This window comes from Staphylococcus succinus (assembly GCF_029024945.1).
Lineage (GTDB): Bacteria > Bacillota > Bacilli > Staphylococcales > Staphylococcaceae > Staphylococcus > Staphylococcus succinus.
Genome location: NZ_CP118976.1, coordinates 985116 through 998033 on the forward strand (window position 1 = coordinate 985116; position 12918 = coordinate 998033).

Here is a 12918-nt window from a genome sequence, read left to right on the forward strand (position 1 = left end):
ATATCATTTATAGTGTTATGGGTATGAGCAGAGCAAACATGAAAATCTATGTTTGACGCAAATAAAATATCCGTAATCGCAGATGAATTGATAAACAAACTAAAATAGCGCGTTTACAGCAGCCTAGTTGGATGGTCAACATAGGCTGTTTCATTTGTAAATATATGTTGGGGAGGAATAGTTTTTATGATTCGCAGATATTTACAATTCGTATATCCATATAAATGGAGAATCATCGCCACTATTTTTGTGGGTATATTAAAATTTGGTATACCAATGTTGATACCATTATTGATAAAATTTGTTATTGATGATGTCATAAATAATGGTGCTATATCAACAGAAGAGAAATTTACGAGATTAAGTATTGCATTGGGCATTGCAGCATTTATTTTTGTAATTGTGCGACCACCAATAGAATTTTTAAGACAGTACTTAGCACAGTGGACAAGTAATAAAATTTTATATGACATACGAAAAAGACTTTATGGCCATTTACAAGCACTGAGCGCAAGATTTTATGCGAATAACCAAGTGGGACAGGTTATATCAAGAGTGATTAATGATGTTGAACAAACGAAAGATTTTATATTAACAGGTTTGATGAATATTTGGCTTGATTGTATAACGATAATCATTGCATTATCAATTATGTTTTTCTTAGATGTTAAGCTGACATTAGCTGCAATCATTATATTCCCGTTCTATATCTTAACTGTTTATTTCTTCTTTGGGCGTTTAAGAAAATTAACAAGAAAGAGATCTCAAGCATTAGCTGAAGTTCAAGGTTTTTTACATGAACGAGTGCAAGGGATGTCAATTATTAAAAGTTTTGCAATTGAAGATAATGAAGCAGAAAATTTCGATAGACATAACAAACATTTCTTAAATAGAGCATTTAAACATACACGATGGAATGCTTATTCATTTTCTGCAATAAATACGGTTACAGATATAGGGCCTTTGATAGTTATTGGTTCTGGAGCGTATCTAGCCATAAATGGTTCGATTACAGTAGGGACTTTAGCTGCTTTTGTTGGATATCTAGAACAACTTTTTGGACCTTTACGTAGATTAGTTTCTTCTTTTACCACATTAACTCAAAGTTTTGCATCTATGGATCGTGTATTTCAACTTATGGATGAAGATTATGACATTAAAAATAAAAAAGGTGCACAACCTTTAGAAATTAAACAAGGTCATATTGAATTGAATAATGTGAGTTTCAAGTACAATAATAATGAGTCAACAATTTTGAATAATATAAATTTAGAGGTTAATCAAGGTGAAACAGTAGCGTTTGTTGGAATGAGTGGTGGAGGTAAATCCACATTAATTAATCTTATTCCGAGGTTTTACGATGTCACTGAAGGTGAGATTAAAATTGATGACATTAATATTAAATCATATTTGACTGGTAGTTTAAGAAATCAAATTGGATTAGTTCAGCAAGATAATATTTTATTCTCAGATACAATTAAAGAAAATATATTATTAGGTAGACCCAATGCGACAGATGAAGAAATTATTGAAGCAGCTAAAATGGCAAATGCACATGATTTTATAATGGATTTACCAGAAGGATATGATACTGAAGTAGGAGAAAGAGGTGTCAAATTATCTGGTGGACAAAAACAACGTGTGTCCATTGCCCGTATATTCTTAAATAATCCACCTATTATTATATTGGACGAAGCTACAAGCGCACTAGATTTAGAAAGTGAATCTATTATCCAAGAGGCACTTAATGTGTTGAGTGAAAATCGTACCACACTTATCGTTGCACATAGGTTATCTACAATTACACACGCAGATAAAATAGTAGTCATAGAAAATGGTGAAGTCGTAGAGGCAGGTACACATCAAGCACTTTTAGCTAAACAAGGTGCTTATGAACATCTCTATAGTATACAAAATTTATAAATTAGGATAATGAAAAATACAGTTAATGTTAGTTCAACATTAACTGTATTTTTCTATTTATATAGTTATTAAGACATGAGATTATTTGAAGAATGAAGAATATAATTAAAAAATCCTTTGATAGTACAAAAAAGTATGTACTACCAAAGGATAAGTTTTATAAATCAAAATCTTCTTCTAATATATCAATTTCATTATCATTTGTATGATATGAAAAGAAACTAATACGTAATCTATCTAAATGTTCTAGCGTATAACGGTATTCTTCGATTGCAGCAACAATTTGCATTAAGTTAGCATAAGAATACATAGTTTGATAAGGATTTTTTATTATCTCTTTTTGGAAAGCATCCATCAAGTCTTTTTTTTGTGGATTTTCAATCTGACTATCTAATTGACTAACATCATATCGCGCTTTTTTTGAAAGACTAACAAAAATTTGTTCGTGATAGGCGATTAAGGTATCGATTTCTAATTTAATCTGTAATAGTAATTCATGATTAATATTATGAAGGTCGTTTTGATAACGATTCATTCTTTTTAAAACTTCATATGCTTGTCTTGTACTACGAACGACTTCTTTAAAAAGTATTTTCTTTCTATTTTGTGAGAAAATTTGCTTCTTCGTCCAGGGTTTCTCTTCCTCATAATAACCAAAAGTTTGTTCAAGTTTGCTTATGCGCTTACTAATTAATCCTCTGTCTTCTTTAATATGATGATATTCAGAAGTATCATTTAGCACTAATTTGAACCACACAAAAATATCTGAACAAATATTTAAGGAATTATAATAAATTTTAGATTCGAATTTAGGTGGTAAGAATAGAAGGTTAACTAGAGATGAACTTATAACGCCAATCATAACAAGTACAAATCTATAAAAAGCAGATACGTAAAAGTCTCCTGAGTGTTGTCCCATAATAATTAATGCAGTAACACTTGCTAATGTAGCAACGTGTGCTAAATTAAAACGAAATAGAATTGCAATTAATAATATTACAGTTACACCCATGATTACCACGTTATCTCCAAATATCGTAACCATAGCTACTGATAATAATGCTCCAACTACGTTACCAAGTGCCTGTTCTGAAACAATTTTAAGTGACCGATAGACACTTGGCTGCATAGCAACAACTGCACTGACACCAGCTATAGCTTTTAAACCAGCTTCATTGGGTAGTAGAGAAGCGATAAACAAAGCAAGTATAATAGCTATACCTGTCTTCAGAATACGGGCTCCTAATTTCAAATGTACCGCTCCTTAATATTTAATAATAGTATTTATACTTGTTATACAACGATTGTTCATAAAATTCAAGTTTATTTCATTTGGCTAAAAGCATAATCTACCGCTTTCAATGTATCATCAATATCTTGTTCTGTATGCTCTGTAGTTAAAAACCATGCTTCAAATTTGGAAGGTGCAAGGTTAATGCCTTGGTTTAACATTAATTTAAAGAACTTAGCAAATGCATCGCCATCTGAATTATCAGCTTGATCGTAGTGCGTTACTACTTCATTAGTGAAATATAAAGTGAGGGCACCGTATACTCTGTTAACAGTTGCAGTGATGTTATGTTTTTCAATAAGTGAATTCAAACCATTTTCTAATCGTTGACCTAATTCATTTAATCTATTATAAACGCCATCTTCTTCTAATACTTCTAATAATGCGATACCAGCTTTCATTGAAAGAGGGTTACCAGCCATTGTTCCAGCTTGATATGCTGGGCCTAATGGTGCAACTTGTTCCATAATTTCTTGTTTACCACCATAACCACCAATAGGTAGGCCGCCGCCGACGATTTTACCGAATGCAGTTAAATCTGGGTAAACGTTGTATAAGTCTTGCGCACCACCGTAATGGAAACGGAAAGCAGTAATGACTTCATCGTAGATTACTAAACTACCATTTTGGTGAGTTATTTCATTCACTTTTTCTAAGAATCCGGGTTTTGGTTCAACCATTCCAAAATTACCTACAATAGGCTCAACTAATACACCCGCAATATCATCTCCCCAATAATCGATTGCTTCTTGATATGCTTCTATATCATTATATGGAACGGTAATGACTTCTTTTGCAACACTTTCAGGCACACCAGCAGAATCAGGAGAGCCTAACTGAGAAGGACCACTACCAGCTGAAACCAATACAAGATCAAAATGACCATGATATTGTCCAGCAAATTTTATTATTTTATTTCTATTAGTATAGGCACGAGCAACACGTATGGTCGTCATAACTGCTTCAGTACCAGAGTTCACAAATCTAATCTTTTCTAATGAAGGAATTGCACCACGTAATTTTTTGGCGAACTCAATTTCCAATTCGGTAGGGGTACCATATAATACGCCTTGAGCAGCTTGCTCTTGAATAGCTTGAGTGATATGTGGGTGTGCATGACCTGTAATTATTGGCCCGTATGCTTGTAAGTAATCAATATATTTATTACCATCTACATCAAATAAGTAAGCGCCTTGCCCAGAACGCATCATTACAGGTGCGCCACCACCTACAGCTTTATATGAACGGGAAGGTGAGTTAACACCACCAAGAATATACTCATTAGATAATTGTTGAAGTTTTTCGCTCTCGCTAAATTTCATTGTTATCAACCTCTTTTTATTTAATATTTTCGTTTATTATCGTATCATAAAATAAAGAATAAAAAGAAATAGGGTGGGTTAAATGTTAAAAAAAGGAGATAAATTTCCACAATTTAAATTAGAAAACCAAGATGGTAAGATTATTTCTAATGAAACTTTAAAAGGAAGTAAGGCAGTATTGTATTTTTATCCTAGAGATAATACACCTACATGTACTACAGAAGCTTGTGATTTTAGAGATAATTTGTCAGTATTTAATGATTTGAATGTAAAAGTATTTGGCGTTAGTGGTGATACTAAAAGAAAACATCAAAACTTCATTAAGAAATTAGATTTAAATTTTGACTTATTAGTAGATGAAGGATTTGAATTATCAAATGAAGTTGGTGTATATCAAATGAAGCAATCATTTGGCAAAAGTTCGATGGGTATTATACGTACTACATTTATCATCGATGAAGCAGGATTTATTATTGACGTTATTGAAAAAGTGAAAGTTAAGACACAGATGGATGAATTAAAAAGAATTCTGGGGTGAACACTTATGAAAATCGTGGGTTTAAGAAAATTAGATGGATTAGAAGAGGACCTCATAAATGCATTTCCGGATATAAAGTTTGTTTTTACTAATGGTATAGATGATATAACAGATGAGGACAAACAGAGCGTAGATATATTAGTGGGGTATGATGGATCTTTAGATCAAGCTTTTTTAGAAGCGTGTCCAAAGTTGAAATGGTTAGCATGGTATTCCACAGGAGTGAATAAATTACCATTAGACTATATAGCAAAGCGCAATATTATCCTAACAAATGGTAAAGGTGTACATGCAAAACAAATGTCAGAGTTTATTATAGCTTACATTTTAGATGACTATAAGCTTATGAGAACATCCTATATCAATCAACAAAATAAGTTATATGATTCTAAGATGGTAGGGCATAGAGTAAGTAATGAAAGTATTTTATTTCTAGGTACCGGTAGTATAGCAACAAGCACTGCGCACATTGCAAAAGCATTAGGCATGGAAATTATAGGTGTAAATACTTCAGGACGTAATGTAAAAGGCTTTGATAAAACGTATTCGGTAAAAGAACTTACTAATATACTACCTGAAGCGGATATTATCGTTAATACTCTACCTGAAACAAAATCAACTATACATTTACTTAGTAGAAAACATTTTGAAGTTATGAAAGCTACATCATTATTTATTAATGTAGGAAGAGGAACGTTAATAGAAGAAAGTGTATTAATTGATGTATTAAAAAACAAGATAATTAGACATGCATATTTAGATGTATTTGAAAAAGAACCATTAACACCAGATAACGAATTGTACTTATTGGATAATGTAACTATTACAGCACACATTACTGGCAACGGTATAGAAAATAATGGAGAAGCAACTGAGATATTTATTGAAAACTTAAATCACTTTCTCAATAACGGAGATGTAATTGAGAATAAAGTTGATTTGGAAAAAGGCTATTAATGTGTTTTAAGTAATGAATATTGACATTCCCCTCCCACAACCGTTATATTAATATTAAGTAATAATAATTCTTAAATAGAAAGATGGTGAGGGAAATGAGTGCAGAGATGGAAACAGTTGAACATCAGCTAGAAGATTCAATTGCATCTTTAAGAAACGCCGGTATTAGAATTACGCCGCAACGACAAGCGATTTTGAAATTTTTAATTGCTTCTGAGACACACCCTACTGCCGATGAGATTTATCAAGCACTTTCACCTGATTTTCCAAATATAAGTGTTGCTACTATATATAATAATTTACGTGTATTCAAAGATATTGGCATTGTTAAAGAGTTACCATATGGTGATTCCTCTAGCCGTTTCGATTTTAACACACACAATCACTACCATGTTATTTGTGAAAACTGTGGGAAGATAGTGGATTTCCATTATCCACAGTTAGATGAAGTTGAACAATTGGCACAACACGTAACAGATTTTAATGTATCGCATCACCGTATGGAAATTTATGGAGTTTGCAAAGAGTGCCAAGATAAAGATAATAACTAATAATTAAAAGAATCATTTAGACATAATGAATATTAAAGAACAGAACAACAGCTGAGCACACTTATTTTTAAACGTTGCTTAGCTGTTGTTTTTTAATACAAAGAATTAAATGAATGGTTTAATATATAAGAAAGTAAAAATTAAGAACAAGAATAATGGTAATAAAAAAAACACATACTGATTTTTAATAGCTATATGAAGAAAATAAGTAATACTATATTAGTAATTGACTAATTATGTGTAAGTAAATTTAGAAATCAGAGTGAAATATGGTCGAAAAAGGCACATATATTTACACTAAATAAACATCTAATACATATAATAAATAAATAGACAATACAAAGGTAAAATTAACCCAAAAACATTGTTGAATTTTATTGACGATAACAAATAATCTTGATATTATGAATAAGTCGTCAAAACAAGGCGCCAAACAAACAAAATAACTACTTTAACAAAAAACATAAAGTGTAAATTTGACACTTGTTAAACTTGTTGAAAGGTTATACAATAGTAAATGTTGAGTTGAGAAAACGCAACAAACTTAATAAATAAAAAAAGAAATTTATTGTTGACTTAACAAAAACTTAATGTTAAAATAAATTCTTGTAACACATTAATGGACATTGAAAACTGAATCGCAATATGTCAACGTTAATTCCGAACACAACATTAAATTGTTGGTTCAAACGTGTTAGAGATAACACACAAATTAGTATTTTATGAGCTAATCAAACATCATAATCATTTATGGAGAGTTTGATCCTGGCTCAGGATGAACGCTGGCGGCGTGCCTAATACATGCAAGTCGAGCGAACGGATAAGGAGCTTGCTCCTTTGAAGTTAGCGGCGGACGGGTGAGTAACACGTGGGTAACCTACCTATAAGACTGGAATAACTTCGGGAAACCGGAGCTAATGCCGGATAACATATAGAACCGCATGGTTCTATAGTGAAAGATGGTTTTGCTATCACTTATAGATGGACCCGCGCCGTATTAGCTAGTTGGTAAGGTAATGGCTTACCAAGGCGACGATACGTAGCCGACCTGAGAGGGTGATCGGCCACACTGGAACTGAGACACGGTCCAGACTCCTACGGGAGGCAGCAGTAGGGAATCTTCCGCAATGGGCGAAAGCCTGACGGAGCAACGCCGCGTGAGTGATGAAGGTTTTCGGATCGTAAAACTCTGTTATTAGGGAAGAACAAATGCGTAAGTAACTGTGCGCATCTTGACGGTACCTAATCAGAAAGCCACGGCTAACTACGTGCCAGCAGCCGCGGTAATACGTAGGTGGCAAGCGTTATCCGGAATTATTGGGCGTAAAGCGCGCGTAGGCGGTTTCTTAAGTCTGATGTGAAAGCCCACGGCTCAACCGTGGAGGGTCATTGGAAACTGGGAAACTTGAGTGCAGAAGAGGAAAGTGGAATTCCATGTGTAGCGGTGAAATGCGCAGAGATATGGAGGAACACCAGTGGCGAAGGCGACTTTCTGGTCTGTAACTGACGCTGATGTGCGAAAGCGTGGGGATCAAACAGGATTAGATACCCTGGTAGTCCACGCCGTAAACGATGAGTGCTAAGTGTTAGGGGGTTTCCGCCCCTTAGTGCTGCAGCTAACGCATTAAGCACTCCGCCTGGGGAGTACGACCGCAAGGTTGAAACTCAAAGGAATTGACGGGGACCCGCACAAGCGGTGGAGCATGTGGTTTAATTCGAAGCAACGCGAAGAACCTTACCAAATCTTGACATCCTTTGAAAACTCTAGAGATAGAGCCTTCCCCTTCGGGGGACAAAGTGACAGGTGGTGCATGGTTGTCGTCAGCTCGTGTCGTGAGATGTTGGGTTAAGTCCCGCAACGAGCGCAACCCTTAAGCTTAGTTGCCATCATTAAGTTGGGCACTCTAGGTTGACTGCCGGTGACAAACCGGAGGAAGGTGGGGATGACGTCAAATCATCATGCCCCTTATGATTTGGGCTACACACGTGCTACAATGGACAATACAAAGGGCAGCTAAACCGCGAGGTCATGCAAATCCCATAAAGTTGTTCTCAGTTCGGATTGTAGTCTGCAACTCGACTACATGAAGCTGGAATCGCTAGTAATCGTAGATCAGCATGCTACGGTGAATACGTTCCCGGGTCTTGTACACACCGCCCGTCACACCACGAGAGTTTGTAACACCCGAAGCCGGTGGAGTAACCATTTATGGAGCTAGCCGTCGAAGGTGGGACAAATGATTGGGGTGAAGTCGTAACAAGGTAGCCGTATCGGAAGGTGCGGCTGGATCACCTCCTTTCTAAGGATATATTCGGAACATCTTCTTTAGAAGATGACAGAGGGATAACATTGACATATTGCATTCAGTTTTGAATGCTCATTAAGAGTATTCGTAATCGTAATGGGCCTATAGCTCAGCTGGTTAGAGCGCACGCCTGATAAGCGTGAGGTCGGTGGTTCGAGTCCACTTAGGCCCACCATTAGATTATTTTGGATATTATACATGGTATGGGGGCTTAGCTCAGCTGGGAGAGCGCCTGCTTTGCACGCAGGAGGTCAGCGGTTCGAACCCGCTAGTCTCCACCATTAGAAATTGTACATTGAAAACTAGATAAGTAAGTAAAATATATAGATTTTACCAAGAAAAACCGAGTGAATTAGAGTTTTAAATAAGCTTGAATTCAAAAAGAAATAATCGCTAGTGTTCGAAAGAACACTCACAGATTAATAACATTTTGGGTTTTTAACCGACTTCGTCGTGTTAAAAGTCAAAAAAGATTAAGTTATTAAGGGCGCACGGTGGATACCTTGGCACTAGAAGCCTATGAAGGACGTTACTAACGACGATATGCTTTGGGGAGCTGTAAGTAAGCTTTGATCCAGAGATTTCCGAATGGGGAAACCCAGCACGAGTTATGTCGTGTTATCGATATGTGAATACATAGCATATTCGAAGGCAGACGCGGAGAACTGAAACATCTTAGTACCCGCAGGAAGAGAAAGAAAAATCGATTCCCTGAGTAGCGGCGAGCGAAACGGGAAGAGCCCAAACCAACGAGCTTGCTTGTTGGGGTTGTAGGACACTCTATACGGAGTTACAAAAGAGCAAATTAGACGAATCATCTGGAAAGATGAATCAAAGAAGGTAATAATCCTGTAGTCGAAAGTTTGTTCACTCTTGAGTGGATCCTGAGTACGGCGGAACACGAGAAATTCCGTCGGAATCCGGGAGGACCATCTCCCAAGGCTAAATACTCTCTAGTGACCGATAGTGAACCAGTACCGTGAGGGAAAGGTGAAAAGTACCCCGGAAGGGGAGTGAAATAGAACTTGAAACCGTGTGCTTACAAGTAGTCAGAGCCCGTTAATGGGTGATGGCGTGCCTTTTGTAGAATGAACCGGCGAGTTACGATTTGATGCAAGGTTAAGCAGTAAATGTGGAGCCGTAGCGAAAGCGAGTCTGAATAGGGCGTTGAGTATTTGGTCGTAGACCCGAAACCAGGTGATCTACCCATGACCAGGCTGAAGTTCAGGTAACACTGAATGGAGGGCCGAACCGACTTACGTTGAAAAGTGAGCGGATGAGTTGTGGGTAGCGGAGAAATTCCAATCGAACCTGGAGATAGCTGGTTCTCTCCGAAATAGCTTTAGGGCTAGCCTCAAGTGATGATTATTGGAGGTAGAGCACTGTTTGGACGAGGGGCCCTTATCGGGTTACCGAATTCAGACAAACTCCGAATGCCAATCAATTTAACTTGGGAGTCAGAACGCGGGTGATAAGGTCCGTGTTCGAGAGGGAAACAGCCCAGACCACCAGCTAAGGTCCCAAAATATATGTTAAGTGGAAAAGGATGTGGCGTTGCCCAGACAACTAGGATGTTGGCTTAGAAGCAGCCATCATTTAAAGAGTGCGTAATAGCTCACTAGTCGAGTGACACTGCGCCGAAAATGTACCGGGGCTAAACATATTACCGAAGCTGTGGATTGTCCGTAGGACAATGGTAGGAGAGCGTTCTAAGGGCGTTGAAGCATGATCGCAAGGACATGTGGAGCGCTTAGAAGTGAGAATGCCGGTGTGAGTAGCGAAAGACGGGTGAGAATCCCGTCCACCGATTGACTAAGGTTTCCAGAGGAAGGCTCGTCCGCTCTGGGTTAGTCGGGTCCTAAGCTGAGGCCGATAGGCGTAGGCGATGGATAACAGGTTGATATTCCTGTACCACCAAAATTCGTTTTGAGCGATGGGGGGACGCAGTAGGATAGGCGAAGCGTGCTGTTGGAGTGCACGTCCAAGCAATAAGACTGAGTATTAGGCAAATCCGGTACTCTTAAGGTCAAGTTGTGATGGGGAGAGGAAATTTTTTCCTCGAGTCGTTGATTTCACACTGCCAAGAAAAGCCTCTAGCTAGAATTTTGGTGCCCGTACCGCAAACCGACACAGGTAGTCAAGATGAGAATTCTAAGGTGAGCGAGCGAACTCTCGTTAAGGAACTCGGCAAAATGACCCCGTAACTTCGGGAGAAGGGGTGCTCTTTAGGGTTAACGCCCAGGAGAGCCGCAGTGAATAGGCCCAAGCGACTGTTTATCAAAAACACAGGTCTCTGCTAAACCGTAAGGTGATGTATAGGGGCTGACGCCTGCCCGGTGCTGGAAGGTTAAGAGGAGTGGTTAGCTTCGGCGAAGCTACGAATCGAAGCCCCAGTAAACGGCGGCCGTAACTATAACGGTCCTAAGGTAGCGAAATTCCTTGTCGGGTAAGTTCCGACCCGCACGAAAGGCGTAACGATTTGGGCACTGTCTCAACGAGAGACTCGGTGAAATCATAGTACCTGTGAAGATGCAGGTTACCCGCGACAGGACGGAAAGACCCCGTGGAGCTTTACTGTAGTCTGATATTGAAATTCGTCACAGCTTGTACAGGATAGGTAGGAGCCTTTGATACGTGAGCGCTAGCTTACGTGGAGGCGTTGTTGGGATACTACCCTCGCTGTGTTGGATTTCTAACCCGCACCATTTATCATGGTGGGAGACAGTGTCAGATGGGCAGTTTGACTGGGGCGGTCGCCTCCTAAAGAGTAACGGAGGCGCTCAAAGGTTTCCTCAGAATGGTTGGAAATCATTCATAGAGTGTAAAGGCATAAGGAAGCTTGACTGCGAGACTTACAAGTCGAGCAGGGTCGAAAGACGGACTTAGTGATCCGGTGGTTCCGCATGGAAGGGCCATCGCTCAACGGATAAAAGCTACCCCGGGGATAACAGGCTTATCTCCCCCAAGAGTTCACATCGACGGGGAGGTTTGGCACCTCGATGTCGGCTCATCGCATCCTGGGGCTGTAGTCGGTCCCAAGGGTTGGGCTGTTCGCCCATTAAAGCGGTACGCGAGCTGGGTTCAGAACGTCGTGAGACAGTTCGGTCCCTATCCGTCGTGGGCGTAGGAAATTTGAGAGGAGCTGTCCTTAGTACGAGAGGACCGGGATGGACATACCTCTGGTGTACCAGTTGTCGTGCCAACGGCATCGCTGGGTAGCTATGTATGGACGGGATAAGTGCTGAAAGCATCTAAGCATGAAGCCCCCCTCAAGATGAGATTTCCCAACTTCGGTTATAAGATCCCTCAAAGATGATGAGGTTAATAGGTTCGAGGTGGAAGCATAGCGATATGTGGAGCTGACGAATACTAATCGATCGAAGACTTAATCAAATATTAAACCAGTTTTGATTGGTAACTTTTAAATTTTACTTACTATCTAGTTTTGAATGTATAATTTCATACATTTCATTGTCTGGTGACAATGGCAAAGAGGTCACACCTGTTCCCATGCCGAACACAGAAGTTAAGCTCTTTAGCGCCGATGGTAGTCGGACTTACGTTCCGCGAGAGTAGGACGTTGCCAGGCAATATATTCGGAGGATTAGCTCAGCTGGGAGAGCATCTGCCTTACAAGCAGAGGGTCGGCGGTTCGAACCCGTCATCCTCCACCATTATTTATTCTTAATAGCCGGCCTAGCTCAACTGGTAGAGCAACTGACTTGTAATCAGTAGGTTGGGGGTTCAAGTCCTCTGGCCGGCACCATTATTAAGAGCCATTAGCTCAGTTGGTAGAGCATCTGACTTTTAATCAGAGGGTCAGAGGTTCGAATCCTCTATGGCTCACCATTAATTTTATATCGCGGGTGTGGCGGAACTGGCAGACGCACTAGACTTAGGATCTAGCGCCTCACGGCGTGGGGGTTCGACTCCCTTCACCCGCATATGCAGAAGTAGTTCAGCGGTAGAATACGACCTTGCCAAGGTCGGGGTCGCGGGTTCGAATCCCGTCTTCTGCTCCATTATTTTT

General features: G+C 39.0%; 6 protein-coding genes, 7 tRNA genes and 3 rRNA genes. 14 read left to right on the forward strand and 2 right to left on the reverse strand.

Annotated elements, in window-relative coordinates:
* Window positions 1-186: 186 nt before the first annotated feature.
* A complete protein-coding gene (locus PYW31_RS04630) occupies window positions 187-1923 on the forward strand; it encodes an ABC transporter ATP-binding protein (RefSeq protein ID WP_046837865.1) in 1737 nt (578 codons plus the stop codon).
* Window positions 1924-2080: 157 nt separating this feature from the next.
* On the opposite strand, the gene PYW31_RS04635 is transcribed toward PYW31_RS04630, so the two are convergent.
* Both PYW31_RS04635 and PYW31_RS04640 read right to left on the reverse strand, forming a co-directional pair.
* Window positions 2081-3175, reverse strand: coding sequence for an FUSC family protein (locus PYW31_RS04635; protein WP_046837864.1), 1095 nt, complete (start codon window positions 3173-3175; stop codon window positions 2081-2083).
* A 71-nt stretch (window positions 3176-3246) separates the two neighbouring features.
* Entirely contained in the window at window positions 3247-4536 is a 1290-nt protein-coding gene (locus PYW31_RS04640) for a glutamate-1-semialdehyde 2,1-aminomutase (protein ID WP_046837863.1), read from the reverse strand.
* A gap of 82 nt (window positions 4537-4618) precedes the next feature.
* Between PYW31_RS04640 and PYW31_RS04645 the strand changes: the two genes are divergently transcribed.
* From PYW31_RS04645 to PYW31_RS04705, 13 genes are all read left to right on the forward strand, one after another.
* On the forward strand, window positions 4619-5074 hold the full coding sequence (locus PYW31_RS04645) for a peroxiredoxin (protein WP_046837862.1): 456 nt from the start codon (window positions 4619-4621) through the stop codon (window positions 5072-5074).
* A 6-nt stretch (window positions 5075-5080) separates the two neighbouring features.
* On the forward strand, window positions 5081-6031 hold the full coding sequence (locus PYW31_RS04650) for a phosphoglycerate dehydrogenase (protein ID WP_046837861.1): 951 nt from the start codon (window positions 5081-5083) through the stop codon (window positions 6029-6031).
* Between the two features lie 95 nt (window positions 6032-6126).
* Window positions 6127-6582, forward strand: a complete 456-nt coding sequence (perR, locus tag PYW31_RS04655) for a peroxide-responsive transcriptional repressor PerR (protein ID WP_046837860.1) — start codon at window positions 6127-6129, stop codon at window positions 6580-6582.
* A gap of 747 nt (window positions 6583-7329) precedes the next feature.
* A 16S ribosomal RNA gene (locus tag PYW31_RS04660) occupies window positions 7330-8882 on the forward strand.
* A gap of 104 nt (window positions 8883-8986) precedes the next feature.
* A tRNA-Ile gene (locus tag PYW31_RS04665) sits at window positions 8987-9063 on the forward strand.
* 30 nt (window positions 9064-9093) lie between these two features.
* Window positions 9094-9169, forward strand: a tRNA-Ala gene (locus tag PYW31_RS04670).
* A 190-nt stretch (window positions 9170-9359) separates the two neighbouring features.
* A 23S ribosomal RNA gene (locus PYW31_RS04675) occupies window positions 9360-12281 on the forward strand.
* An 81-nt stretch (window positions 12282-12362) separates the two neighbouring features.
* Window positions 12363-12477: ribosomal RNA gene (gene rrf, locus PYW31_RS04680) — 5S ribosomal RNA — on the forward strand.
* Together the 16S, 23S and 5S rRNA genes with 7 tRNA genes alongside form the textbook arrangement of a ribosomal RNA operon.
* A 9-nt stretch (window positions 12478-12486) precedes the next feature.
* A tRNA-Val gene (locus PYW31_RS04685) sits at window positions 12487-12562 on the forward strand.
* Window positions 12563-12578: 16 nt separating this feature from the next.
* Window positions 12579-12654 (forward strand) — tRNA-Thr (locus PYW31_RS04690).
* A 7-nt stretch (window positions 12655-12661) separates the two neighbouring features.
* A tRNA-Lys gene (locus PYW31_RS04695) sits at window positions 12662-12737 on the forward strand.
* A gap of 13 nt (window positions 12738-12750) precedes the next feature.
* Window positions 12751-12832, forward strand: a tRNA-Leu gene (locus PYW31_RS04700).
* 3 nt (window positions 12833-12835) lie between these two features.
* Window positions 12836-12910, forward strand: a tRNA-Gly gene (locus tag PYW31_RS04705).
* The last annotated feature ends 8 nt before the right edge of the window (window positions 12911-12918 follow it).

Coding starts and splice junctions, on each gene's coding strand:
- PYW31_RS04630 (WP_046837865.1), top strand. CDS start 187: ATGATTCGCAGATATTTACAATTCGTATATCCATATAAATGGAGAATC.
- PYW31_RS04640 (WP_046837863.1), bottom strand. CDS start 4,536: ATGAAATTTAGCGAGAGCGAAAAACTTCAACAATTATCTAATGAGTAT.
- PYW31_RS04645 (WP_046837862.1), top strand. CDS start 4,619: ATGTTAAAAAAAGGAGATAAATTTCCACAATTTAAATTAGAAAACCAA.
- PYW31_RS04650 (WP_046837861.1), top strand. CDS start 5,081: ATGAAAATCGTGGGTTTAAGAAAATTAGATGGATTAGAAGAGGACCTC.
- perR (WP_046837860.1), top strand. CDS start 6,127: ATGAGTGCAGAGATGGAAACAGTTGAACATCAGCTAGAAGATTCAATT.